At 45.2% G+C, this 24,273-nt stretch carries 26 protein-coding genes; 9 read left to right on the forward strand and 17 right to left on the reverse strand.

Going from position 1 to position 24,273, the window contains the following annotated elements; all coding sequences use genetic code 11:
• Nucleotides 1-194 precede the first annotated feature (194 nt).
• From Q7J27_08275 to arfB, 7 genes are read left to right on the forward strand one after another with little or no spacing between them, the layout of a single operon-like run.
• A complete protein-coding gene (locus Q7J27_08275) occupies nt 195-800 on the forward strand; it encodes an XRE family transcriptional regulator (protein MDO9529141.1) in 606 nt (201 codons plus the stop codon).
• On the forward strand, nt 754-1,380 hold the full coding sequence (locus Q7J27_08280) for a 2-oxoacid:acceptor oxidoreductase family protein (protein ID MDO9529142.1): 627 nt from the start codon (nt 754-756) through the stop codon (nt 1,378-1,380). The genes Q7J27_08275 and Q7J27_08280 overlap by 47 nt, the downstream gene beginning before the upstream one ends.
• Before the next feature lie 11 nt (nt 1,381-1,391).
• Nucleotides 1,392-1,952, forward strand: coding sequence for an NAD(P)-binding protein (locus Q7J27_08285; GenBank protein ID MDO9529143.1), 561 nt, complete (start codon nt 1,392-1,394; stop codon nt 1,950-1,952).
• A gap of 36 nt (nt 1,953-1,988) precedes the next feature.
• The gene (locus Q7J27_08290) at nt 1,989-3,185 is read left to right on the forward strand and encodes an FAD-dependent oxidoreductase (protein MDO9529144.1); all 1,197 of its coding nucleotides are present in this window, start codon (nt 1,989-1,991) and stop codon (nt 3,183-3,185) included.
• Nucleotides 3,148-4,326: a pyruvate ferredoxin oxidoreductase gene (gene porA, locus Q7J27_08295; GenBank protein MDO9529145.1), complete on the forward strand. Its 1,179-nt coding sequence runs from the start codon at nt 3,148-3,150 to the stop codon at nt 4,324-4,326. The genes Q7J27_08290 and porA overlap by 38 nt, the downstream gene beginning before the upstream one ends.
• Nucleotides 4,307-5,188, forward strand: a complete 882-nt coding sequence (locus tag Q7J27_08300) for a 3-methyl-2-oxobutanoate dehydrogenase subunit beta (GenBank protein ID MDO9529146.1) — start codon at nt 4,307-4,309, stop codon at nt 5,186-5,188. The genes porA and Q7J27_08300 overlap by 20 nt, the downstream gene beginning before the upstream one ends.
• Nucleotides 5,189-5,213: 25 nt before the next feature.
• Nucleotides 5,214-5,639 (forward strand): alternative ribosome rescue aminoacyl-tRNA hydrolase ArfB, encoded by a 426-nt coding sequence (arfB, locus tag Q7J27_08305; protein ID MDO9529147.1) that lies wholly within the window; start codon nt 5,214-5,216, stop codon nt 5,637-5,639.
• Nucleotides 5,640-5,700: 61 nt separating this feature from the next.
• On the opposite strand, the gene Q7J27_08310 is transcribed toward arfB, so the two are convergent.
• The 5 genes from Q7J27_08310 to cimA form a co-directional block, all read right to left on the reverse strand.
• Nucleotides 5,701-6,762, reverse strand: a complete 1,062-nt coding sequence (locus tag Q7J27_08310) for a 3-isopropylmalate dehydrogenase (GenBank protein ID MDO9529148.1) — start codon at nt 6,760-6,762, stop codon at nt 5,701-5,703.
• Complete coding sequence (locus tag Q7J27_08315) at nt 6,759-7,256, reverse strand: 3-isopropylmalate dehydratase small subunit (GenBank protein MDO9529149.1); 498 nt, start codon at nt 7,254-7,256, stop codon at nt 6,759-6,761. The genes Q7J27_08310 and Q7J27_08315 overlap by 4 nt, the downstream gene beginning before the upstream one ends.
• A 194-nt stretch (nt 7,257-7,450) precedes the next feature.
• Entirely contained in the window at nt 7,451-8,704 is a 1,254-nt protein-coding gene (gene leuC, locus Q7J27_08320) for a 3-isopropylmalate dehydratase large subunit (GenBank protein ID MDO9529150.1), read from the reverse strand.
• A 107-nt stretch (nt 8,705-8,811) separates the two neighbouring features.
• On the reverse strand, nt 8,812-10,359 hold the full coding sequence (locus Q7J27_08325) for a 2-isopropylmalate synthase (GenBank protein ID MDO9529151.1): 1,548 nt from the start codon (nt 10,357-10,359) through the stop codon (nt 8,812-8,814).
• Nucleotides 10,360-10,625: 266 nt separating this feature from the next.
• Nucleotides 10,626-12,200, reverse strand: a complete 1,575-nt coding sequence (gene cimA / locus Q7J27_08330) for a citramalate synthase (GenBank protein MDO9529152.1) — start codon at nt 12,198-12,200, stop codon at nt 10,626-10,628.
• A gap of 278 nt (nt 12,201-12,478) precedes the next feature.
• Here cimA and Q7J27_08335 point away from each other — a divergent pair, with 278 nt between their 5' ends.
• Nucleotides 12,479-12,721 carry a hypothetical protein gene (locus Q7J27_08335; protein MDO9529153.1) on the forward strand — a complete coding sequence of 81 codons (243 nt, stop codon included), beginning with the start codon at nt 12,479-12,481 and terminating at the stop codon, nt 12,719-12,721.
• A 247-nt stretch (nt 12,722-12,968) separates the two neighbouring features.
• On the opposite strand, the gene rmuC is transcribed toward Q7J27_08335, so the two are convergent.
• The 6 genes from rmuC to Q7J27_08365 all read right to left on the reverse strand — a co-directional run bounded on the left by rmuC (nt 12,969) and on the right by Q7J27_08365 (nt 18,102).
• Entirely contained in the window at nt 12,969-14,411 is a 1,443-nt protein-coding gene (rmuC, locus tag Q7J27_08340; GenBank protein ID MDO9529154.1) for a DNA recombination protein RmuC, read from the reverse strand.
• 167 nt (nt 14,412-14,578) lie between these two features.
• The gene (locus Q7J27_08345) at nt 14,579-16,204 is read right to left on the reverse strand and encodes an NADP-dependent glyceraldehyde-3-phosphate dehydrogenase (protein MDO9529155.1); all 1,626 of its coding nucleotides are present in this window, start codon (nt 16,202-16,204) and stop codon (nt 14,579-14,581) included.
• A 40-nt stretch (nt 16,205-16,244) separates the two neighbouring features.
• The gene (locus tag Q7J27_08350) at nt 16,245-16,445 is read right to left on the reverse strand and encodes a 4-oxalocrotonate tautomerase family protein (GenBank protein ID MDO9529156.1); all 201 of its coding nucleotides are present in this window, start codon (nt 16,443-16,445) and stop codon (nt 16,245-16,247) included.
• A 27-nt stretch (nt 16,446-16,472) separates the two neighbouring features.
• Nucleotides 16,473-16,718, reverse strand: coding sequence for a hypothetical protein (locus Q7J27_08355; protein MDO9529157.1), 246 nt, complete (start codon nt 16,716-16,718; stop codon nt 16,473-16,475).
• Nucleotides 16,719-16,783: 65 nt separating this feature from the next.
• The gene (locus Q7J27_08360) at nt 16,784-17,062 is read right to left on the reverse strand and encodes an iron-sulfur cluster assembly protein (protein ID MDO9529158.1); all 279 of its coding nucleotides are present in this window, start codon (nt 17,060-17,062) and stop codon (nt 16,784-16,786) included.
• Nucleotides 17,063-17,301: 239 nt separating this feature from the next.
• Entirely contained in the window at nt 17,302-18,102 is an 801-nt protein-coding gene (locus Q7J27_08365) for a metallophosphoesterase (GenBank protein MDO9529159.1), read from the reverse strand.
• Between the two features lie 734 nt (nt 18,103-18,836).
• Here Q7J27_08365 and Q7J27_08370 point away from each other — a divergent pair.
• Nucleotides 18,837-19,049, forward strand: a complete 213-nt coding sequence (locus Q7J27_08370) for a four helix bundle protein (GenBank protein ID MDO9529160.1) — start codon at nt 18,837-18,839, stop codon at nt 19,047-19,049.
• Nucleotides 19,050-19,115: 66 nt separating this feature from the next.
• Here the strand turns inward: Q7J27_08370 and Q7J27_08375 are convergent, their stop codons facing one another.
• The 6 genes from Q7J27_08375 to Q7J27_08400 all read right to left on the reverse strand — a co-directional run bounded on the left by Q7J27_08375 (nt 19,116) and on the right by Q7J27_08400 (nt 24,165).
• Nucleotides 19,116-19,799 carry a rubrerythrin family protein gene (locus Q7J27_08375; protein ID MDO9529161.1) on the reverse strand — a complete coding sequence of 228 codons (684 nt, stop codon included), beginning with the start codon at nt 19,797-19,799 and terminating at the stop codon, nt 19,116-19,118.
• Between the two features lie 345 nt (nt 19,800-20,144).
• Nucleotides 20,145-20,813: a cysteine hydrolase gene (locus tag Q7J27_08380; GenBank protein MDO9529162.1), complete on the reverse strand. Its 669-nt coding sequence runs from the start codon at nt 20,811-20,813 to the stop codon at nt 20,145-20,147.
• 33 nt (nt 20,814-20,846) lie between these two features.
• Nucleotides 20,847-21,461, reverse strand: a complete 615-nt coding sequence (locus Q7J27_08385; protein ID MDO9529163.1) for a methyltransferase domain-containing protein — start codon at nt 21,459-21,461, stop codon at nt 20,847-20,849.
• 109 nt (nt 21,462-21,570) lie between these two features.
• On the reverse strand, nt 21,571-22,620 hold the full coding sequence (locus Q7J27_08390; protein MDO9529164.1) for a hypothetical protein: 1,050 nt from the start codon (nt 22,618-22,620) through the stop codon (nt 21,571-21,573).
• Between the two features lie 101 nt (nt 22,621-22,721).
• Entirely contained in the window at nt 22,722-22,937 is a 216-nt protein-coding gene (locus Q7J27_08395; GenBank protein MDO9529165.1) for a dodecin family protein, read from the reverse strand.
• A gap of 427 nt (nt 22,938-23,364) precedes the next feature.
• Nucleotides 23,365-24,165 carry a nitrilase-related carbon-nitrogen hydrolase gene (locus Q7J27_08400; GenBank protein MDO9529166.1) on the reverse strand — a complete coding sequence of 267 codons (801 nt, stop codon included), beginning with the start codon at nt 24,163-24,165 and terminating at the stop codon, nt 23,365-23,367.
• Nucleotides 24,166-24,273: the final 108 nt, after the last annotated feature.

Here is a 24,273-nt window from a genome sequence, read left to right on the forward strand (position 1 = left end):
ACTCCTCATGAAACATAAAGTCAAACATTTTTCGGCTTTTTTTTAATCGGTTCTCTTTAATGGCCATGCTCAAATGAAGGCAGTGCTGAAAATAATAATCTTGACAAACCCGACTACTGACGTATGATTCATGATTAGAATATTAGTATTTTTAACAAAAACATTCTAATCTGTCCCGTCTTTGAGGTGACAAAATGACACAAAACGAAGATATCAAATCGGGAGCCGTAAAGGGATTTAAAATTGGCGGCAAAGTAAGAGAACTCAGGCAAAAAAGACATTACACCATGAAGGACCTGTCTATAAAAACCGATCTGTCAAAAACTCTTTTATCTGAAATAGAAAATGATGAGGTTGTTCCACCCGTGGCAACTCTGCTCAAGCTGGCCAAAGCTCTTGGTGTAGGAATGACTTTTTTCTTTGAGGACGTGGAAATCAGTGAAAAAATTTCTGTTACCCGTCCTGGTGAGCGGATACAGCTCAAACGCAGACCGCACCATCATGAAGGGGAAGTCGATTACGTTTACGAAATCCTTGAAACGAAAAAACCTGACAAGCGTATGTTACCCTTGCTGGTAGAGTTTCAGCCCATGGATAGAAGTGACATGATTTTTACGAACCACGAGGGAGAAGAATTCTTATATCTCATCGAAGGAACACTTGAATTTCGCACCGATGATCGAATGGAGGTACTCCAGCCGGGCGATTCCCTCTATTTTGAATCGGATATAAACCACAGCTTTCGTGCTCTGGATGAAAAACAGGCAAGGGCTGTTGTTGTGGTCTGGAGTAAAACATAAAAAGGAACTGATAATTATGCTCGAAATCCGTTTTCATGGACGTGGTGGACAGGGAACCGTTGTAGCCACAATCCTGCTGGCCAAGGCCTTTTTTGAGGCAGGCTATCAAGTCCAAAGCTTCCCTTTTTTTGGAATAGAAAGAAGGGGGGCTCCGGTCGAGGCATATTTAAGACTGAACAAAAAAGATATTTTAATAAGGTCGAATGTTTACAATCCCGATCACGTCGTTGTTCAGGACCGAACTCTTATCCAGAGCATTGATTTTACAAGAGGACTTCAGCCAGGAGGATGGATCCTGATCAACAGTCCGGCTCCCCCTGCTAATTTGACCCCCTTTGCGGGTTTTCGGTTGGCTTTCGTCGATGCCAGCCATATTGCAAGAAATCATAAACTGGGAACCCGTACCTCTCCTATCGTTAACACATCGATGATTGGCGCTTTTGCCAGCATTTTAGACATGCCACCGATGGAAACTGTCGTTTCCGCCATCAGAGAAGAAATTACGATTGAGGCCGAACAAAACATCCAGGCAGCGGAAGATGCATACAGGGAAGTCCGAATTCTCGGAATGATTGAGTAAGGATCAGAAAAGTGACAGAAAAGAAGGAAATTATTGAAGCAATTCCATTGTTAGTACCACACTCCTACCTAACTACGGAAAGCAATAAGACGGGCTCGTGGCGCTTTCTAAAGCCCCGTTATGAAGAAAAGACTTCTCCATGCAGCACTGCCTGTCCTGCCGGTGAGGACATCGGGCAAATTGAAATGCTGACAGCCCGGGGTTTATTCAAGGAGGCCTGGGAAACCATACTCAGAGAAAACCCCTTTCCCGGCGTCTGTGGACGTGTCTGCTATCATCCCTGTGAAAAAATATGCAATCGAGAAGAATTTGATAAAGCTATTGCCATTCATAGTATCGAGCGTTTTCTCGCCGATACTGCCATTCGGAACGATTTAAAACCCCTTCTGGAACGTAATCCTGCCAGGAAGCAGAAAATAGCGGTAATAGGTGCCGGTCCCAGCGGCCTTGCGGCGGCCTATTTCTTGACCCTCCTCGGTTATACCTGCGATGTCTTCGAGGCTATGCCTGAACCCGGTGGAATTCTCCGGTGGGGAATACCTCCTTACCGCCTTCCCCTTTCTGTTCTTTAAAACGAAATTGCCCTGATTGAAGATCATGGCGTCCGGATACATACCGGGAAGCACATTTCACGGCACTTTCTGGAAGAGGCCCGGAATAATTACAATGCCATCTTTCTGGGTTGCGGACATTCCCGTACGGCCCGGTTGAACATCCCGGGAGAAGATACTGAGGGTGTTGAGGATGGGTTCAAATTTCTGCTAAGTATCCGTCAGAATAAAAACCCTTCATCCAATGGATCGATAGCTGTTATTGGAGGCGGCAACACAGCTATTGATGTAGCCCGGAGCATCGTGCGACTTGGCGGAAAGGCTCTTATAATATACAGACGCAGGCGTCAGGATATGCCTGCCTTCGAACAGGATGTGCAGATGGCACTTGAAGAAGGAGTTGAGATTAAAGAACTTCTTACACCCGCAAAGATCATATATGATAATGAAGAGCTTGTTTTGACTTTACGGCAGATGAAAGTTGTTGGTGAAGATATTCAGGGAAGAGCTTCTGTTGAACCCGACGGTAAAAACCCTGAAGAAATCAGGGTTAAACGAATTTTCAAGGCTATTGGTAAAGGGATAGCCGAACCCTGGCATAGTCCCCCAGAAGAAGGGGAAGGAATTTTGAGGATGAACAACTCTGTTCTGGCATACCGGCATCAATGTCCCACTCTCGTGTTTGGGGGCGACCTGACAAATGAGACAAAGAGTGTCGTCCATGCTGTGGCTTCCGGCAAGGAGGCAGCTATAGCTCTTGATATATTCTTTAGGGAAGGATTTGATGCCATCAGGCCGACGCTAAAGACCTGTATGGTGGGAAATGGCGCTTCCCCTCTCTCTATGGAAGTTTACATGGGGGGACCTCGCCGTTTAAGAAGCCCCCATATTGTCACTTATGAAGAAATTAATACCGACTACTTTCAGCTCACCGGCAAAGTCTCTCAACCACGTCTTTTAATAGAAGAACGCCTCCGGACATTTGAAGAAGTAGACCTCAAAATTTCGGCGCATCTGGCCACCAGAGAGGCAGGACGCTGCTTTAACTGCGGTCTCTGTAGTCAGTGTGAGAACTGCTTTGTGTTCTGTCCGGATTTATCAGTAATACGTGATAACAGTTCCCAGGGACGTCATATCAATTATGATTATTGTAAGGGGTGCGGTGTCTGTGTGGTGGAATGCCCCCGCAACGCCATGGTACTCGAGGAGGAAAGTTATGAAGAAAGTCCTGGAGGGAAGTCAGGCAGTAGCTGAAGCGGTTCGCCTGGCAAAAGTCAGCGTTATTTCTGCTTATCCTATCACTCCGCAAACCCATATCGTCGAGTTCCTTTCAGAGTATTGTTCAGATGGCAGATTGGGCGCACGTTTTTTGCGTGTGGAGAGTGAACATTCTGCTCTGGCTGCTCTGATTGGAGCAGCGAGCAGCGGGGTGAGGACATTTACCGCCACTTCCTCACAGGGGCTGGCCCTGATGCACGAACTCCTCCACTGGACATCGGGTGCAAGGCTTCCGGTTGTAATGGTCGAAGTAAATCGGGCACTTGCTCCCGGCTGGAATATCTGGACCGACCAGACCGACAGCCTGGCACAACGGGACACGGGCTGGATACAGCTCTATTGTGAAAACAGTCAGGAAACTCTGGATACCACTCTTCAGGCCTTCCGCCTGGCGGAGATGGTTAATCTGCCGGTCATGGTAGTTTTAGATGCGTTTTATCTCTCACACACTTATGAACCGGTTGATGTACCGGAACAGGAACTGGTCGACTGCTTCCTCCCTCCGTACGACCCAAAATTTCAGGTTGACACAAAAGATCCGCGTGCGTTTGGTTCATTAGTTCTGCCGAATGCTTACATGGAAATGCGCCATAATATTGCAATGGCGATGGAGGAAGTTCTGTCTATATTTCCAGAAATCGAGGAAGATTTTGCCGGAATATTTGGGCGTCGTTATGGGTCAGTAGAACCGATTGCCTGTGATGATGCGGAAATCATTTTGGTAACGTCCGGAACGGTCACGAGTACGAGCCGTCAGGTAATTCAAGGCTTGCGTGCAAAGGGAGAAAAAGTCGGGCTCCTGAAAGTAAAACTTTTCCGTCCCTTTCCCTCGGAGATGTTTCGCCGGATACTCAGACCGGCAAAAAAAGTCGCCGTGATTGACCGCAATTTCTCATTCGGGGCAAGTGGTATATTTGCCCAGGAATTGCGAGCCGCTCTTTGCAACCTTCCCGGCCATCCTCCGGTTTTCGGTTATATTGCGGGAATCGGCGGACGTGACGTGACAACGGACATATTAGAGAACATATACTGGCAAACCAAAAAGAATGAGGTTCCGGAAAAAGAAAGTATATGGATGGGACTTCAGGAGGTGGATCATGCAACTGAAAGTTCCTGAACGTGAGTACATGTACCCGGGACATGTGGCCTGTCCCGGATGCGGGGCCGCAATTGCCATGAGATTGTTCATGAAGGTGATGGGTGAAAAGACCATAATTGTCCTTCCTGCCTGTTGTTGGTCCATTATAGCGGGCGCCTATCCTCAGTCTACATTGCAGGTTCCGATAATCCATAGTGCCTTTGAAACCGGAGGCGCCGTGGCCAGTGGTGTGCGTGCGGCATTGGATATTAAGGGAGATACCGAAACCACCGTCGTTACATGGGCCGGCGATGGAGGAACTTTTGATATCGGCTTTCAGGCACTCAGCGGCGCCGTTGAGCGTAATGAAGATTTTATCTATGTATGCTATGACAATGAAGCCTATATGAATACCGGCATTCAGCGCAGTTCTTCTACCCCTTACGGTGCGTGGACCACCACAACACCGGGACAGGAATGGAAAAAGATGCGGAAAAAGAATATTGTAGAGGCTCTGGTAGCCCATCGCATTCCTTATGCTGCCACGGCTAATATTGCCTTCCCGGAAGATATGATTCGAAAGGTTCAAAAAGCCAAAGAAATAAAGGGAGCGCGCTTTCTCCATATTTTTGCCAGTTGCCCTACCGGCTGGCGTATTCCATCTGAAATATCCGTCAAGATTGCCCGAATGGCTGTCCAGACCAATATTTTTCCCCTTTATGAAGTCGAAGGCGGTGTAAAATACACGATAAACTACACTCCCAAGGAGTATCCGGTAAGAGAGTATTTCAAACTCCAGGGACGATTCCAGCATCTCACTGACAATGATTTAGCGCAGATTCAGGAAATGGTCAACGAGGACTGGGAACTCCTGCTCCGTAAGGCGGGTGAACTGTCTTAAAGATGTATAAGGTGTCAATTGAAGTATGATTAACATTACACCCACCATAAAAATTGATGAGAGTGAGATCCAACTGGATTTTATACGTGCTTCGGGGCCGGGCGGTCAGAATGTCAACAAAGTCGCCACGGCCGTTCAGCTCCGCTTCGATGTAAACAACTCACCTTCTCTGCCGGATGACGTTCGCGAACGTCTGATTCATATGGCAGGCCGGCGAGTTACAGGAGATGGAGTGCTGATTGTCGATGCCCGCCGGTTCCGTACACAGGAGCGAAACCGGCAGGATGCAATCACGAGATTGGTTGAGTTAATCCGAACGGCAGCTGTAAAACCCAAACCCCGCCGCAAGACAAGACCAACTCTCGCATCAAAAAAACGGAGGATTGAGATTAAGCGCCGCCACGGCACGATCAAGCGCCTTCGACGGTCGGTCAAGCATCCTGAAGATTAGACCTCATAGGGATATAAAGCAAAACACCTTGCAATGCACCGAAGGTTCCTTGACGTGGTTTTCACCCCTTAATATAGCGAGCCACCAAGTCCCCTATCTCACGCGTTCCGAAACCCATTTTACCCGCATCGAGACTCTTGATGTCGTTTTTCACGACTTTCTTGATCGCTTCAAGTAAGTTTTTAGCCGCAGCCTCTTCTTCGAGATATTCGAGCATCATCTGCGCCGCACCTATTGCCGCCAGGGGATTTATTACATTCATACCGGTATATTTTGGGGCTGACCCACCTATCGGTTCAAACATTGCTATATTGCCCGGATTTATATTACCGCCGGCAGCGATACCCATTCCACCCTGTATCATCGCTCCCAGATCAGTTATAATATCTCCGAACATGTTATCGGTTACAATCACATCAAAATATTCAGGATTCTTTACCATCCACATACACGTAGCATCCACGTGTGCGTAGTCGAGCTCTATGTCAGGATATTCCTTGCCGCATTCATTAAAAACCCTTTCCCACAAGTCGAATGCATAGGTAAGTACGTTTGTTTTTCCGCACAGGGTCAGCTTCTTCTCTTTATTTCTTTTCCTGCAATATTCGAAAGCATAGCGAATACAGCGTTCAACCCCTTTTCTCGTATTTATTGACTCTTGAATTGCCACTTCATCAAGAGTTCCTTTCTTTAAAAAACCTCCGCCTCCTGTATAAAGCCCCTCGGAATTTTCCCTCACAACCACAAAGTCGACATCCTCAGGATTCTTGTCTTTAAGGGGCGTATACGCACCTGGAAAGAGAATGACCGGTCTTAGATTTATGTAAAGGTCCAGTTCAAAACGCATCTTTAAGAGAATCTCTTTTTCAAGTATTCCTGGTTTAACCTCCGGATGACCGATCGCGCCCAGGAGAATAGCATCCATATCTCTCAATTCAGACAGAACGGAATCCGGAAGAAGTTCTCCTTTGCTGAGGTATCTTTCTCCGCCAATGTCATATTCAGTAAAATTAAATTGAGGCCCTCCAGTCTCTGAAAGAGCATTCAATGCCTTAACGGCTTCGGCAGTCACCTCTGCCCCTGTTCCATCTCCGGGTACTACACCAATATCGTATGTCTTCATAATTTCCTTTCACCTCCCCTTATATAATCCACCAATCCTCCTGCTTTTATCAGTTGCCTCATGAAATCAGGTATCGGGCGTGCTGTGTAAATTTTTCCGCTGACAATACTTTTACACTCACCTCTCGTAAGATCAACAGCTACTTGTTCTCCTTCCAATATACCTTCAGCCGCTTCTTCCGATTCAAGCAGTGGCAACCCTATATTAAACGCATTCCGGTAAAATATTCTCGCAAAACTTTTAGCTATGATCACGCTGACACCGGCTTCTCTGATAGCAAGCGGCGCATGCTCACGAGATGAACCACAACCAAAGTTTCTGCCCGCAACGAGAATATCTCCGGAAGAGACATCCTTCGCAAAATCCGGTCTAATATCAGCAAAACAGTGCCGAGCTAACTCAGACCCATCTGAAATATTGAGATACCTTGCCGGAATAATCAGGTCAGTATCAATGTCGTCGCCAAACTTCCAGACCTTTCCTTGAAATTTCATTTTATTTACCCTCACCCCAGCCCTCTCCCATCGAGGGAGAGGAAAATTGAAGCTCCCCTCAACAAGTTGCGGGGAATCTCCGACTGTTAAGGAAGATTGTTATTTTTATTCGCTCGCTAACCCCGCCGCAAGCAGCGGGGAATGCGCTCGCTGTTCAGTTCAATACACTTTTAGCCTTTTACCTTTTGCCTCAATTATAGCTCATCCGGGGCGCCAATCCTGCCCAGAACAGCAGATGCGGCCGCAATCAGAGGATTCGATAGATATACTTCACTCTTCGGATGACCCATTCTTCCTATAAAGTTTCTATTAGTTGTTGATAGTGCCTTTTCACCTTCAGCCAGGACACCCATATGTCCTCCCAGGCAGGGCCCACAACAGGGGGGACCAATCACGGCGCCGGCATCGAGGAGCGCTTCAATAATCCCTTCCTGTATCGCTTTCTTGTATATCCAGGGAGACCCCGGTATAACTATAAGCCTCAGGCCGCGGGCAACTTTTCTTCCCTTTAAAATGCTTGCCGCATCACGCAAGTCTTCCAGCCAGCCGTTCGTACAGGATCCGATAAATACCTGATCGAGCGAAATGTGCCCCACCTTTGAAACAGGATAAACATTTGCCGGTGAGTGGGGAAATGCAACCTGCGGCTCAATTTCATCCACCATTATCTTCACTGTTTTTTCATACTTTGCATCACGGTCCCCTTTTACGATTAAGGGTTTTTCAGAAGATCTTTCCGCAACGTACTCTAAAGTTATTTCGTCCGGCTCTATAATCCCATTTTTCCCCCCGGCCTCCACAGCCATATTGGCCATTGTAAACCTTTGAGACATCGGAAGTTTTTTTATTACTTCACCCGCAAACTCGAGCGCACAGTAAAGAGCGCCTTCCACACCCAGTAAACCGATAGTATAGAGGATCAGATCCTTGCCCACTACATTGGGCGGCAAGCTGCCATCGTATTCCACCCTGATGGTTGGAGGCACCTTCAGCCATATCTCGCCCGTCGCCATGACGGCACCCAGATCGGTACTGCCGACCCCCGTAGAAAATGCACCCAGAGCTCCGTATGTACACGTATGACTATCAGCACCGACGATCAGTTGTCCGGGCAAGACGAGTCCCTTCTCAGGGAGTATGACATGTTCAATCCCTGATTCACCACCCTCAAAGTAATTTTTTATCTCATGTTGTCCGGCAAAGTCACGCATCAGCTTTACCTGCTGGGCCGATGGGATGTCTTTGTTCGGAACAAAATGGTCGGCTACCAGAGCTATCTTTTCGTTATCGAAGACTTTTTTTGTTCCAATCTTCTCGAATGTTTCGATTGCAAGGGGGGCTGTAATGTCATTGGCAAGCGCCATGTCGACTTTTACTTCTATTAAATCTCCAGGAGAAACCTTATCTACCCCTGCATGGAGCGCCAGAATTTTTTCTGTAATCGTCATTGGCATGTCTGTTCCCTTCTCTCCTGCTTATTTTTATGGAGGTTCGACTCATATCAAAAGGATAAAAAAAGTCAACCGATTTTCAACGTCAGAAGATAAAAGATACCTTACTCAGCTTTAACATCTTTACGGTTATACGCTTTAAGGGATTCAAGTCTGTTTAAAGCGTTTATATACGCCTTGGCGGATGCCACAAGGACATCGGGATCTGTACCACGTCCTACAACTGAACGTCCATTGTATTTGAGTTGAACAGTAACCACTCCCTGGGCATCTGTTCCCCCTGTTATCGCATTTACCGCGTATCTGAGGAGAGGGTGGCTTGTCTTCGTAATTTTCCTTATGGCAGCGATGGTCGCATCAACAGGGCCCACTCCAAAACCTGCCTCCTGTATCACCTCTCCGTCTATCTCCATCTGAACAGTCGCCGTTGGAATTGTCGCACTACCACTGACAACGTTAAGATAAATCAATTTGTATTTCTCAGGTTTTCTGAATATATCATCAGAAATAATAGCTTCAATATCCTCATCAAATATCTCTTTCTTGACGTCTGCAAGCTCTTTGAATCGTTTAAAAATTTTGCCAACTTCCTCGTCGTCAAAATCATACCCCATCTTTTTAAGGTGTTCTTTCATCGCATGGCGACCCGAGTGTTTCCCCAGAACAATTTGGGTATCTGATACTCCCACTAATTGCGGGGTCATAATTTCATAAGTAGCCTTTTCCTTGAGCAGGCCATCCTGATGAATACCGGATTCATGAGCAAAGGCATTTGCTCCCACAATTGCCTTGTTCGGCTGAACAGGTATACCGGTTATATCTATTAACAGCCTTGACGAGTGATAGATTTGCTCAGTCTTGATATTTGTATAAAGTCCGAAGAGGTCTTTCCTCGTTTCCAGAGACATAACAATCTCTTCGAGGGAAGCGTTTCCTGCCCGCTCCCCTATACCGTTTATAGCACACTCTACCTGTCTTGCCCCATGCTTCAGAGCAGACAGCGAATTCGCAACCGCCACACCGAGATCATTATGGCAGTGAACCGATATGATTGCATTGCCAATATTTTTTACATTCTGAAAAAGATATGCTATTAATTCGCCGAATTCATCAGGCATGGCATATCCAACAGTATCGGGAATATTAACTGTGGTAGCTCCTGCAGCAATAACAGTTTCCACCATCTCACAAAGATAGCTTTTATCCGTTCTCGTTGCATCCATGGCCGAAAACTCCACGTTTTTCGTAAAGGCACGGGCATGTTCCACGGCGGTACGGGCATCTTTTAGAACCTGCTCACGTGTCTTTTTTAACTGATGCTCGAGATGTATGTCAGATGAAGATATGAATGTGTGAATTCTGGGATTCGCCGCATCTTTAACTGCTTCCCATGCCCGATCAATATCTGCAAGATGTGTTCTGGCAAGTGCTGCAATCTGAAGGCCTCTGATCTCCCGGGCAATTTGCTGAACCGACGCAAAGTCCCCTTCCGAGGCAACCGGAAATCCAGCTTCAATAATATCTACACCGAGCCTTTCTAATTGCCTGGCAAATCTCAGTTTCTCCTCCATATTCATACTGAAACCAGGGGACTGTTCTCCATCTCTGAGAGTCGTATCGAATATGAAAACTTTATCTTTGTCCGATTTCATTATTTTTACCTCCATCTAAAAATAAAAAGGCCATGGGCTTTGCCGCCCATGGCCTTTTAGTACTGTCTTGTTTTTATTAGTTCATCCTCTTATACAAACGGCGGGCGGCGGGTATAAGACACCTGTAAGGCTCAACAAGCACAAAAGCAGAAGGCCGTTTAAGTTAGATAGGTCTCTCTTCACACCACACATCATCTTATAAAAATCCCCCGACATAAAAGTCTCAGCAGATTAAAATAAAAGAATATGGATGTCAATTGTTTTTTTTACTTTTTTCCCTTACTCAATTTATATTGTATGCTGTCCACAAGGGCATGCCAGCTCGCCTCAATAATGTTTGAGGAGACCCCGATTGTGTTCCAGATTTCATCTTCATCCCTCGACTCCACCAGAACCCTTACTTTTGCCGCCGTTCCATCGGTTCCTTCCAGGATCCTCACCTTGAAATCCACCAGGTGCATCTTGTCAATTTCAGGATAAAATTTTCTTAACGCTTTCCTCAGGGCACTATCAAGGGCATTTACGGGACCATTCCCCTCTGCGGCTGTTATCTCTTCCTTTTCTCCGACCGATATCTTAATCATTGCCTGGGATTTGGATGAGCTTTCTTTTGTTTTTTCGTCGATGACACGGAAGGACTCCAGGACAAAAGGTTCCTTAAACTCACCCGTCACTTTTTTCATCAGTAGAGCAAGTGATCCTTCAGCAGCTTCAAACTGGTATCCCTGATCTTCCATGTTCTTTATCTCCTGAACAATTTTATTGCTATTGGAGACATCTTCTCCTAAAGAGATATTCAGCTCTCTCGATTTGTATTCTACATTGCTCCTTCCGGAGAGGTCTGAAATTAATACCCTCCGGTGGTTTCCCACGAGTTCAGGTTCAATATGTTCATAGGCTACAGGATTTTTTGAAATGGCGCTTACATGAATACCGCCTTTATGAGCGAATGCGCTTTTACCAACAAAAGGACTTGAATTAAGAGGGGGAATATTCGCTACATCACTTACATAACGTGAGAGATTCGTAAGCTGTCTGATCGACGTCTCGGGCAGACACCTCTTATTCATTTTTAACTGGAGGTTACTGATTATAGAAATTAAGTCGGCATTTCCACACCTTTCTCCATAACCGTTTATCGTTCCCTGGACCATTCTTACTCCTGCCTCAACAGCCGACAGGGAATTGGCCACCGCAAGGTCGCAATCATTATGTACATGAATGCCTAAGAGGTGAGGAGGGATGGACGGGACAATTTCACTTATTATTTTAACCAATTCTCCATTAAGGGTACCTCCATTGGTATCACAGAGGACAATTATATCGGCACCGGCAGAGAGAGCCGTTTGAACGGTCTTGAGGGTATATTCAGAGTTATTTTTATATCCATCAAAGAAATGCTCGGCATCGTAGATTACTTCTTTTCCTTTCGATTTCAGATATTCAATGGTTTCTTGTATCATTAAAAGATTTTCCTTTAACGATACCCCGAGAATCTCAGTTGCGTGAAGATCCCAGCTTTTTCCAACAATTGTGACAGCCAGTGTTTCTGCATGAAGCAGGGCTTTCAGGTTCGGGCAATCCTCAGGAGAAGAATTGACCTTCCTGGTACTTCCAAAAGCCGTAAGGCGGGCATTTTTAAATTCCACATCCCGTGCAAGCTGAAAAAAGCGTATATCTTTCGGATTTGACCCCGGCCATCCACCTTCGATATAATGAAAGCCCATATCATCCAGTCTACAAGCGATCCGCAATTTATCCTTTGCGGAAAAGTGGATGTTTTCTCCCTGCGCTCCGTCTCTCAAGGTTGTATCATAAATCAGCACATCCCATTTTTTCATTAGTATTAACCTCCCTCAAACTAAAAAATCCGTTACCAGTGAACCTGATAACGGATTTTTATGCTAAACAGTTAAAACACTACACCATTATCAGGTCTCCCATGCATTGGGCCTAATTATCCCGCATATAATGGCAATAGTATTTTTAAACATGTTGATCTTTTTATCCTCTGCTTCTAAATATATTTCACAATATAATTTCATTTTCCGTTTGTCAAACAAAAAATAGGTTTCGTGTTATAATATATGGATAATTCTCTATCAAAGAGGTGTGCATTATGAAAGAATTTACTGTCAGCAGGACTAAAGCCTTAAAGGAAAATCTTTATTGTGGCAACTGCGGCACGTGGATATATTGCCCCGAGATGAACTCCAGGATGGAAAACGAAAAGGGTGAAATAACAGAACAGATTGGGGAAGGCTGTCTACATCAGAATGATAAAGGGGATTTTCTGGAATGCCCTGATTGTAAGAGCCATTATTATCTGAGTGTAACTACTCAGGTATCCAGTAGTCAGTAGTCAGAATAAAAGCAGTATGTAACGCTGACAAATTACTGATTTCTTCAATTATGAAGCAACATCCTGCACGGCAGAATTTGGGGAACAGACTCTACGTCATTCGATGTTTAAAGCCTTTTGCTGGACGGTTTTTATTTTTTCTTCTGTCTACTGAATTCTTGCTTCTGACTCCTGAGTAGTTACATCTGAGTGAGTAATCCAGGGAAATAAAGCACAGGATATAAGGGGGCAACCCTCCATCCTTCTGCTATTCTTCTTCGGCATTTTCTATAGCAAAAGTGTTTCTGTCTGATAATTGCACTGGGCGTGAAGACCTGTCAATACTTTCCAGCGTATCAATATCGCTTCCAGTTGAAACCCCCAATTCTTTAAACTTGCGTGCAGCAACGAGAAACCGCCCTTCAAAAGAACCGACTGCCTTATTGTAATTATCAACCGTTCTATCCAGATTTTTTCCTAAATTTGAGAAATGACCGGCAAGGGTGGCTATACGATCATACAATGTTTTCCCAAGATTGCTTATCTCCTGAACATTTTCCGCAATCTGTTCCTGCCTCCATCCATAGGCAACAGCCCGCAACAGAGCAATGAGTGTCGTCGGAGTGGCCAAAATCACGCGCCGATCCACACCGAACTCTATCAAACTCGGGTCTTGTTCAAGTGCCGCACTGAAAAAAGTTTCACCCGGCAAAAAGAGAACTACAAAATCGGGAGTCGGATCAAACTGCTCCCAATACGTTTTTGTACTGAGCTGCGATAGATGCGTGCGGATATGGCGTGCGTGATCTTTAAGTTTTTTCAGCTTAGCCGTTTCGTCTTGCGTCTCCAATGCTTCAAGGTAGGCTTGCAATGGAGCTTTGGAGTCTACCACTATATTTTTGCTGTTGGGAAGCTTAATGACCATATCCGGCCTCAGTCGGCCGTCTTCAGTTGTAACCGATTCCTGCTGAATAAAATCACAGTATTCAATCATTCCGGCAATTTCAACCACCCGTTTAAGCTGTATTTCACCCCAACGACCACGAACCGTTGGAGTTCGAAGTGCCTTTACAAGATTAGCCGTTTCACTCTGAAGCTGGATTTGTGTGGTGGCGAGTGATCTTACTTGTTCGGTCAGGGTGGAATAGGCGGTAGTACGGGATTTTTCTATTTCGTGAATTTTGCTGTCAACCTTTTCCAGGGATTCTTTCAATGGTTTAACGAGTTCGTCTATTGCCTTCTGGCGCATTTGTAAATCACCTTTGGCGCCTTCCTGAAACTTTTCAAGTGTTTCTTTCGCCAGTTCTAAAAAGGATTGATTATTACTTCTAAGCGCGTCCAGCGATAGTGCTTTAAAAGCATCGGTTAATTTCTGCTGCGCTTCATTAAGAAGGGCAAGCTTTTCTTCAGCAGCCTTACGTTCTTCATGAAGTCTTGTTTCAAATTCTGACAGTTTTGTCTTGAGTTCCGTATTTTCACCTTGGAGTTTTATCGCAAATTCTTCTCTCGCCCTCATAACTGATTCGAGGTTTTGCAATTGTTCTTCCCTGTTTTGAAGCCGCTCAGTAATAGTAGACTTCTCGACCTGACCCTCCAGTTTTACCCTTTCAATAGTACCCTGGTTCTTTTGTTTAAGAACAAGAAAGGTTAATGCGCCCCCGGATAAGATTCCAACAAATACTAAAATCAAAAACAAAATAATATTTTCCATAACAACTTCCTCGCTTTTCATCCCTTCTCTGATAAAAAGTACCGGACAAAGTGAAGCTCCCCGCTCACAGGGCGAGGCTTCCCGGTAAGGAACATGTTTGTTTTATATTGCGCCCCTTGCCCCGCCTACAAGGCGGGACTTGCGGGTGCGCTCCCGGTCACCTTTCATCAAAAGATAAAATCGGTTGAAAGGAAGTTGGATTTATGTTCCCGTACAATACGTGTAATGATTTCCCGGTTAATATCCACTCCCTTTGCTGCTACTAATGTCCTGATTGAAAATACCCGCAATGCATCCGACACAGAAAGAGTGCCTTCAGCGGAATCTTTTCTTCCCGTGAACGGAAACGTGTCAGGGCCTCGTTGACACTGGCTGTTAATATTGACTCTGCATACCTGATTGACCAGGGGATCGATAAGGTGTGCTATCGTTTCGTGATCCCTGCCGAAAATGCTCACCTGCTGTCCATAATTTGAGTCAATAATATACTTTATCGGCTCCTCAATATCATCAAAAGGAAGAACAGGAATAACCGGTCCAAATTGCTCTTCCCAGCAAACTCTCATCTCAGGATTGACAGGATACAAAACCGCCGGATAAAAAAATGATTCATTTACAGTGCCGCCCCCTTCATTAACGACCCTGGCTCCTAAACGGGTGGCATCTTCAATCAGTTCCGTTAAATATTTCGGCTTATCGGATTCCGGCAGAGGCGTTATATTAACGTTATCTTCCCATGGCATACCGAATTTTAATTTGCCAATCTCTTCTGTAAATCTATCAAGAAACGAATCTACCAACCCGGAATGCACAAATAATATTTTAAGCGCAGTACAACGCTGTCCATTATATGAAAGGCTTCCTGAAATACACTCCTTGACGGCCAATTCCAAATCAGCATCCGGGAGAATGATACCTGCATTTTTTGCCTCCAATCCGAGAACGCAACGCAGCCGGTGAGGTTTTGGATGCTGTTTTTTTAATATATCTGCCACCTTGCTTGTCCCAATAAAAGCTAAAACATTTATTTTCCCGGAAGACATCAATGGAGCAATAACTCTGCGGGCATCACCATAAACAGTGTTTACAACCCCCTTTGGAAACGATTCCTTAAATGCCTCCAGCAGCGGCCGATGAAGCAATACTCCTAATTTTGGAGGTTTAAAAATTACCGTATTCCCCATTATTAGAGCGGGAATAAACGTGGTGAAGGTTTCATTCAGGGGATAATTAAAAGGCCCCATACACAGGACAACGCCCATGGGGGCTCTGCGGATCTGTGCAACAATTCCCTGTTCAATTTGAAACCTGGAGGAAGTGCGATCCAAATCCTTTAATGCATCTACAGTATCCCGTATGTAGTCAACCGTTCTGTCAAATTCCTTTTCAGAATCCTTGTAAGATTTCCCAATCTCCCACATCAACAGGTTAACAATCTCGGCTTTCTTTTGCTTCATCCGGTATGCAAATTCTTCAATGTGCCGGATTCTTTCTCCTGTGGACATTGTAGGCCAGAGCCCTCTTCCGTTATCGTAAGCTTTTACTGCAGAATCAAGCGCTTCCTCCGCTATCTCTTCCGTCAAAAGCGGGTATCGGCCTATCAATTTCCGGGATAGTCCTGACGACGTTTTAATGCAAACCGGAGAAAAAACTTCCCGCATCGGGCCATCCCAGTAACGCAAGTCTCCATTGATCAGATATTCCGTTTGATCATAAGGTGTTTCAAAATTAAAGTCGGCTGGTATATCTTTCTCTTCCGGAAACATCTCCTTAATATTTTCTTGAAGTTTCATCTAAAGACACTCCTTTCAGTACCACAACATAAAGATATCGCTACCCTCGCTGTCGCCTTGCTGTAACAGTTTCCCCGCCAATCCCCCAATTATCAGTTTTGACTTCATCAATGACAACTACTGTAGTTTGAGGATTTTTTCCCAAGATATCCGAAAGTAACCTGGTTGCTCCTTCAATAAGCTGAGCTTTCTGCTTTTGTGTAACTCCTTCATCCGTTATCTTAATATTTACGTACGGCATAGCATCCTCCCCTTTCTTCTTTGCTTTCTATATAAAATCAATAAGTTGATCAACTACAGCAGGCTGGTCCAATAAAACAACCTTAGGCTCTATTCTCTTTAATTCTCCAATATCCCACTTATCATCGTTTTTCAGCAATTCCAGGGCTTCGTCTTTGGAATTCGCCAGTATTATAACTTCTGCCTCGATATAGTTATCTTTGTAAACGTGGGGTTCATCGAACATAGACCAACTGGAGAATCTCTTACTGTGCCGCCAAATAAAGATTTTCATAAAGCACCTCTTACTATCTTAGATTATCTTGGGGTAGTACCTTTATCATTTCTATCAATTATACCTCAGACAAATTTGATGACAAGGTGGGGAAACTCTTTTTTGAATTCCCCTTCAAGGCTTGTCCGGATGGTGGACATGATAGCCATAGCGATGCCCGCGCAGGTAAGACACTTGGGCCGGTGGCTGAGAAAATCGGTAAAAATATACATTTCCTTCTTTTCTTCGTTGTAGCGGACTTTCTGCACTATTCCCAGCCTGGCAACGGAGAGACCGCTTTCCGGATCTTTCACCCTTTCAAGAACTGAATCTATCTTTTTTGCCATTTCGGGATCTATCATCATCGATCCTCTATACCGATTTTTTACAGCATAGCGTCTCCACCAGAAGGAACATAACCAGCAATGTGTCAGTACCGCTCTGATAAATAAATATGGTGAGCAGCTTTTTCATTTTTTGCCTCCCCGTTGAGGCGGCGTGCAGCGTGTGTCGCCTTAATCTGCAATATGCAGATAATGGCATATTATATATAATACTTTTCTTTATTGCTACCTTTCCGAACCTGCCAGGGGTCCAGGGAACCTCACATAGAGCTACATTTCACTTCGAATCGCAGGCCCGGTCGTACTTCAATCAGTACGAGTTCAGGCGACGCAAGCAACCGCATTGGCGGTCCCCATACACCGGTCCCCTTCGACACATACAGGTGTGCCTCGCCGACCTTGTAGTAGCCCGCCTTAAACCCACCATTCCCAAGTCCCACGAGAAAAACCATCGGCAGGCTCTGACCGCCGTGCGTGTGTCCCGCTAACGCCAGCGTCATCGGCCGGTTATGCAGAAAATGTGCAACCTCCGGACGATGCGTTAAGAATAGTACTGCTCCCTTGATCTTAGGCAGGATTTCTTCGACTGCCGTATGTGCCGGAACAAAATGCTTGTCGTCAACACCCGCAATTGAAAGCCCCGGAGAAAGTGTTTCAACCTCCTGGCGCAGCAGCCGGAACTGCAGCCGCTCACAAAGTTTTTTGAATTGATTCACCCCGGAGTAGAACTCGTGGTTGCCGGTCGTAATATAAACCGGCATTCCAGGGAAAAACTCACGAATTAATGCTACCTGTGGTTCGGTGTGACGGCTGTGATCATCGACCAAATCCCCCGGAATCAAGACCGCATCCGGTCCCAGTTCACGTGCCGCCTTCAGGGTTCGGCGCCACTGTTTCTCGGAGGAACTTGCACCAAGATGAGAATCGGAGATCAATACAAATCTCTTCGCCTCCGCACCGGGAACCGTAACCTGTAACCTGGTTACCGACGGAGTAGAGGATGCTATCGTGCATCCTATCACGCTGAGCACCACTGCCACGCTCCATAATACTGCCGCCATCGTACGCCGCGTTCGCAACGAAGCGTTCCGAATACGCCAACGTGTTGCCAGCCATACAGTTGCTGCTACTATCTCGAAAACGAACAGTAGCGTCCACAGGATCGCTGCGATGCCGATGAACAACACAGCCGTGTATTCCAGTACTGGAGCTAAATCTTCGGCTATGTTCTTGGCAATCATTACTCGAGTGGGAACATAAGCGAACCCCACGAGGTAGAGCGCCATGCCGAACACTGCAATAACCTGCCATCGAAGGTCAAGCAGCACCTTCGTTCGGTAGAAGATATGTGTTAACACTGCCGCCCAGATGGTGAAGACGAAGAAAAAGAACATTTTATTATCCTGTTGTAAATAGCGTAGGCTCGCTTTCCATCTCTCCCCGCGTCCTACTATCCCGGATGTCCTGCCGCGGCGAACTACCGGTAAACGCTTATTTTGCAAGCACTTATTTGTTGCCCTCCCGTTTCTCATGCATTCACGGCAACAGTAACAGAAAAGCCACGATGACATCGAACAGGTTTACTTGTCAACCACTTTTCGAAACGACCTGTATCCCAACCGGGAACGCACCCGCAAGCCCCGCCTTGTAGGCGGGGTAAGGGGCGCAACATAAAACAAACATATTCCTTTTTATGGATCATCTCCCGATTAGTTGAAGTTAATTAAGGCAAAATAAGTGCGTTATCTATAATTAATACCAGAGGGGTCAAGGGGTCAAGGGGTCAAGGATTCGAGTGAAAGAAAAAAAGACAACCCTGGATTACATTAGGATGCTTTATATATTTTATGGTTCTGTTTGCGAACTGGAAACGCAAATATTATCAGCAGGGGATTTGGATTTAATTGAAAAAGGTGTATTGGGTAAATTAAAAAAAGACATAGCAGAAAGCGAAAGAATGTTAAAAGCGCTGATAAAGTCTTTAGAAAACAAACCCTTGAATCCTTGACCCCTTGAATCCTTGGCCCCTCTTCTCCAACTAAATTGGAGAAGACCCCTTTTTATAAATGAGTCTTTACTTGCCGATTTTTTTATAGTTTGAAACCGGGTTCCCGCAGATAGGGCATGCCTTGGTGGGTAACTTAAGAATCGTTGACCCACAAACCTGACAAACAAAGGAGCGCATAGGGGTTATCTCTATTATTTTTGCCATGGCCCTAAAAAGCATCCCGGTACCCGAATGAATTTTCTTAAGAAGATCTCGATGCTGTTCTTCTGATTTCCATGCCCACGACATATTATGAATGGCGGCTTCATGTTTTTCCGGTTTGATTCGTTCAATCAGTGAGGGGTACGTTTGATCAATTTCCTTGATCTCTTTTTCTGTCAGGTATTTGAGGTTTTCCTTAGTAGTTAATACTGTGAGCTTCGGTGGCGGCATCTCTTTTACATCGACCTTTAATTCAGTCAAGATCCTCTTGAAATTGCGGGCATGGATGGACTCGGAATTTGCAATGGCCATAAACAGTTGAGCGATATTCGGATAACCTTCCGATTCTGCCTTTTCGGCATAAGCGATGTAGGCATGAAAGGCTGTCATTTCATTCTGGTAGGCGGTACGCAAAGCCGAAATAGTTTCGGGATAATTCGCCTGGGCACCGACAGAAGTTACTGAAACGACCGAAATGAAAAAACAAAAACAGAGAACATACAGAGTATAAAGTACAATGGTTTTACAGTTTGCAGATGATGCACTCATTTTTAATACCTCCAATCGATATAAACAAAAAGGACGGCAGCCCGCCCCGCTGCTGAAACTTTACCGATAACATCGTTTTCCGGCACCACTCATAGTAATCCTAATGATATCCTTTCGCCATCTCCAGCAGATTTTTTCAATCATGGACAGGTGTATCCGTCAAAAAGTCGTATTTTTATAAGGAAAGATCGATTTCATCGGTTGCTTTGATCTGGTTCAACGCCTGCTGGATGAGCACGATTATGCGTTCGATAAGGCGGTGCTCTTCCATGAGCAATGCACGTGCCTGCATATTTCTTCCTCTTTATTCTTCTTTACCTTTTTTCACCACGTTAAATGATAAATTTAGAACTCTATCATGTCGAATCTGGTCAGCGTTGTCCTCCGCCTGGACCCCGGTGCGTTTACAAGATGCCAGGCAGTATATTGTTCAGCATAAAGAGTACCGGCAGACATCCCGTCAATCGGGACAATAACCTGTAAGCCTCGCATGGCGGCACCGGTTGCAGTGTGCAATACAGCGCCTTCGGCCGTCGTACCGGCGATAACTACCGTTTTAATTCCCCTTTCACGCAAAATGTTTTCCAAATCGGTGTTAAAGAATTTATCGACGCTTGATTTGACGATCGGCTCATTCCCCACGGGTTTTACACCGGGCAAAATGGTTTCTCGTTCGGCATTCCTTGTAAGACTGTACACAACAGCAACTCGTTTATCCCGGACCTGACCTAAAAATTTCTTGATTTTAGGGACAGAGGCAATACACCGTGGTCTTCTTTTGGAATTGCATGTCAGTTCCTCTATGTCCAAAATTAAGAAGGCTGTTTCCTTCGGGTTAAGTTTGACGGCTTTCAATTCAACCGGTGCGGGTGGCTTGACACAGTCCCACAGTTCAATGATCGCTGCCTCATCGCCGGCACGGATCTCAGAGATGCAAAACGGACAAACAAAAATAAAAGTAAATATTACCGCAGAAATTATCACGTTACTTCCATACTTGTTTAATGACTCCATTGCTTTCTCCTTCTGAAGATCATAGATTGTTCATCACAATCGTTTTCTGGCAATAATAAGCCGAATAACGTCCAGAAATTTATTATGAGCAGATTCCACGGTGAAACCTGCCGATTCAATGTTGCGCTGCGTTTCACGCACCATCGATGTTCCAAGAAGACGTGTCGAAAAGATATTCATGGAGTAGAGAAAGAGATTCGCCACACGGTGGCGGCTTTTCATATGTTCGAGAAAAATCGCTGTTCCAGAAGGTTTCAAGACACGACGAATTTCTTTCAAGCCGGCAATCGGATCAGGAACGGTACAGAAGACAAAGGTGCTGACGACAGTATCAAACGAGTCCTTATCAAAGGTAAGGTGTTCGACATCCATCTCATGCAATCGCAGGGATTTGACATGGGTATTTTTCTTTTTTTCTTGAGCGATTTTCAGCATCCCCGGGCTAAAATCGATCGCGGTAAGTTCTATGTCAGAGGCGTAGTACGGGAAATTTTTGCCTGTTCCAACCCCGACTTCCAACGTGTTCTTTCGGGCATACGAAATCGCTTCAGTTCTCAGTTCCCGAAATAGCAACCGTTCAAACGGGTATTCGGACATGTCATAGCGCTTTGCAACACGTGAATACTTTTCTGCAACCCTATGATCCATAGCTAGAACACCTATTGTAATGTGAGTCTCCCCGCCCACAGGGCGAGGCTTGCGGGTGCGCTCCCGGTCACTCTCTTCTCCCCCATAAACATGAGACGGCTCAATCGATTTATTTCCATTCTACACGCCGTACCACCGTGACACCTGCCGCTGTCATTTCGCGAACAGCATACTCAACAGCGGACAATCCGCCATACATTGAAGAACGAATGAAATTCCTCGTACGCGCTCCAGATAAATTCAAATCGACAACCACTCGAAGTTTCTGGTCATTAAAAAGATCTTGTGTCTCAATTGAAGATACTCTAAGACAACTGTTCAGAGTGCATCCCCCCATAACCAAGGTTTTTCTGCCGTCATTGATAGAGCGTGTAACCCATTGCCGGAACCCATTCGTCGATGGAAACAGAATGCTGTTTCCAGGTTTTATGAAGTAAAGCTGTCTGTTGTCGATTATTCCTGTCAGTCGATCATCCCAGCCGTAACTATCAGGCGGAAACGGGCATCTGCTGAACATAGTTTCAATGTAACGATAGTTTTCATTTAAAAATTGAGCGCAATTATTGAATGCAAGGTGAATCGGTTTAACCTCAACTTCAGCTTGAGACCCGATAGACTGCATCCAGGCGCCGCTTGTAAAGGACTGTTGCGGGTCGATGAGCAGCACGGCAGCATCATCAACTGAAATGTGAAATCTCTCAAGACTGTTCAAAAGCCTCTGATAATCATTTGCCACATTGGTACCGGCGGTATCTTCTAAAAGTGAAACCCCGTTGTCATACATATTCTCATTCGGTGTTGCCCCTTGCCGTTTTTTTAAGGTGTTACTGCCCTCTCCGTGCTTCTGTGTCGAAGGCAGAACGTTCTTTGATCCAATCGGAGACGAAAAATGCGGCGCATTGAGAAGAACTTTGCCGTACGGGCCAAGAGGATCTTCTGTAATCTCCCTCATAAAAACAACGAATTCAATCTTTTGGACAGGTTTCAGAATGGTAAGGAGATCAAAAACGGCGAAAATGGGGGCCTCGTACCAGTGCCACCCCAATCGTTTCGCGGCAATGTGAAGCTCCGATCTTGAAAGTTCACCATCTTTGTTTAAATCGAGTATGTCAAAAAGCTCATTTAACGTCATAATGTCATAGGAGTCTCGGGGTCGCATCTTATAGACCCCTTATACTTAAATGAATCAAGAGCAGACATAACCCCTTGATAGTTGCGGCTGACTACATAGCTCAGTCAGCCGCAACCGCACTTAAATCATTAAGAGCCAGGTTCATATTTAAAGGAAAGATTTACCTTGGCACGGTATTCGACCACTTTACCTTTCTCAACTCTCATGTCAAGCTGACTAACCTCTGCGATTCTCAAATCTTGAAGACTCTCGCTGGCAGTCTCCACCGCATGTTTGGCAGCTTCCTCCCAGGAAACATCACTTGTTCCTATCAATTCAATAATCTTGTAAACTCTATCGGGCATGATTTTCCTCCTTTCTTTAGTTATTCTTTAAATTCTGTCTTTTGGCATTTTTGGTTACTCGTCTGAAATCTATTTGTTCAATTACGTCAGTTTTAATTTTACCTTAAATCACCTCCTTTCATGTCATAGCAGTTATGGGTATTATGCAAACCCTTCAAAAAGACAATGCCGAGTTGCCCTGATAAGTTTGTATTAGATGAGTTTTCCGGCAAATTTGCCTATTTCCTATTATCAATAACTTTTCAACTATTATACTTGATGGTCTCGTAAAAAGTCTTTTTTTGTCACCCTGAATTTATTTCAGGGTCTCTAACTTGCTGAAATAATTAGATGCTGAAACAAGTTCAGCATGACAAATGGTGCAGTTTATGACTTTTTACGAATGCATCATACTTGATGAATTGTTCGAGAGTCTCTAATTTTCAGTTCAAGATGCGATTCTTTTGTAGTATTCGGGACGCCGGTCCTCAGGCAAATTGTTCTTCTGAGTTATTGATTTATCCCGGGCCTTGCTCACGTCGATCTCAGCTATGAAAAGTTCCTCTTCCTCGGGCTTCGCGCGATAAACCAATTCGCCCTTCGGCCCCACCAATTGGCTTTGACCGGTAAAAGTCAAAGTGCCCCTCGGACGAATTTCCGAACCAAAGCGGTTTGCCGTGACAGCGAAAACAAAATTTTCCAGGCAGCGGGTGAGCATGGCCTGCTGGCAGTATGAAAGAACCAAATTAGATGGATGACACAGAAGATCAGCACCTTGCAGGGTAAGTACCCGGGCAACCTCGGGGAATGTCCAATCGAAACAGATCATTACGCCAATTTTTACACCGCGCAATTCAATCGTATCGAGGGGAGTGTCGCCAGGATCAAAATACTCTTTTTCTGTGTTGAAGAGATGTAACTTTCGGTAAGTATGGAGAATGCCATCACCCCCAATGACCAGGGCGCTGTTGAATATCTTGTCAGCGCTTTTTTCGGCAAATCCGGTAACCAAAAAGAAATCATGGTCGCGACATAATGCAATCAGGCTGGAAACAGTTGGAGACTTAGCAGGATCTTCTGCCAGTGAAGCAAGTTCTGAACGATCCTCAAAGAAGTATCCGGTGAACGCAAGTTCGGGTAAAACAATGATATCTGCTTCGGCGCCGCGCAAAGCAGACACTACCTTCGAAAGATTAACCGCCACTTCCCCAAACTTAGGGTCAAACTGAAAAAATCCCACTCTAAGCATCTCAGTCCTCGTTCCACTTTTTTGTAAGTATTATGAGTAATTAGAAGGGATATGTCAAGGGTAATCACTTCTGCCCTACCCCTCCACAATTTTGTTGACACTAAATCG

The organism is Syntrophales bacterium, from assembly GCA_030655775.1.
Lineage (GTDB): Bacteria > Desulfobacterota > Syntrophia > Syntrophales > JADFWA01 > JAUSPI01.

Coding starts and splice junctions, on each gene's coding strand:
- porA (MDO9529145.1), top strand. CDS start 3,148: ATGAAGAAAGTCCTGGAGGGAAGTCAGGCAGTAGCTGAAGCGGTTCGC.
- Q7J27_08395 (MDO9529165.1), bottom strand. CDS start 22,937: ATGCCCGATAGAGTTTACAAGATTATTGAATTGATAGGAACAAGTGAT.
- Q7J27_08300 (MDO9529146.1), top strand. CDS start 4,307: ATGCAACTGAAAGTTCCTGAACGTGAGTACATGTACCCGGGACATGTG.
- Q7J27_08275 (MDO9529141.1), top strand. CDS start 195: ATGACACAAAACGAAGATATCAAATCGGGAGCCGTAAAGGGATTTAAA.
- Q7J27_08280 (MDO9529142.1), top strand. CDS start 754: ATGAAAAACAGGCAAGGGCTGTTGTTGTGGTCTGGAGTAAAACATAAA.
- Q7J27_08335 (MDO9529153.1), top strand. CDS start 12,479: ATGAAAGAATTTACTGTCAGCAGGACTAAAGCCTTAAAGGAAAATCTT.
- Q7J27_08400 (MDO9529166.1), bottom strand. CDS start 24,165: ATGCTTAGAGTGGGATTTTTTCAGTTTGACCCTAAGTTTGGGGAAGTG.
- Q7J27_08325 (MDO9529151.1), bottom strand. CDS start 10,359: ATGAAATCGGACAAAGATAAAGTTTTCATATTCGATACGACTCTCAGA.
- leuC (MDO9529150.1), bottom strand. CDS start 8,704: ATGACGATTACAGAAAAAATTCTGGCGCTCCATGCAGGGGTAGATAAG.
- arfB (MDO9529147.1), top strand. CDS start 5,214: ATGATTAACATTACACCCACCATAAAAATTGATGAGAGTGAGATCCAA.
- Q7J27_08365 (MDO9529159.1), bottom strand. CDS start 18,102: ATGGCGGCAGTATTATGGAGCGTGGCAGTGGTGCTCAGCGTGATAGGA.
- Q7J27_08350 (MDO9529156.1), bottom strand. CDS start 16,445: ATGCCGTACGTAAATATTAAGATAACGGATGAAGGAGTTACACAAAAG.
- rmuC (MDO9529154.1), bottom strand. CDS start 14,411: ATGGAAAATATTATTTTGTTTTTGATTTTAGTATTTGTTGGAATCTTA.
- Q7J27_08345 (MDO9529155.1), bottom strand. CDS start 16,204: ATGAAACTTCAAGAAAATATTAAGGAGATGTTTCCGGAAGAGAAAGAT.
- cimA (MDO9529152.1), bottom strand. CDS start 12,200: ATGAAAAAATGGGATGTGCTGATTTATGATACAACCTTGAGAGACGGA.
- Q7J27_08375 (MDO9529161.1), bottom strand. CDS start 19,799: ATGAGTGCATCATCTGCAAACTGTAAAACCATTGTACTTTATACTCTG.
- Q7J27_08380 (MDO9529162.1), bottom strand. CDS start 20,813: ATGGAGTCATTAAACAAGTATGGAAGTAACGTGATAATTTCTGCGGTA.
- Q7J27_08315 (MDO9529149.1), bottom strand. CDS start 7,256: ATGAAATTTCAAGGAAAGGTCTGGAAGTTTGGCGACGACATTGATACT.
- Q7J27_08360 (MDO9529158.1), bottom strand. CDS start 17,062: ATGATGATAGATCCCGAAATGGCAAAAAAGATAGATTCAGTTCTTGAA.
- Q7J27_08385 (MDO9529163.1), bottom strand. CDS start 21,461: ATGGATCATAGGGTTGCAGAAAAGTATTCACGTGTTGCAAAGCGCTAT.
- Q7J27_08390 (MDO9529164.1), bottom strand. CDS start 22,620: ATGCGACCCCGAGACTCCTATGACATTATGACGTTAAATGAGCTTTTT.
- Q7J27_08310 (MDO9529148.1), bottom strand. CDS start 6,762: ATGAAGACATACGATATTGGTGTAGTACCCGGAGATGGAACAGGGGCA.
- Q7J27_08355 (MDO9529157.1), bottom strand. CDS start 16,718: ATGAAAATCTTTATTTGGCGGCACAGTAAGAGATTCTCCAGTTGGTCT.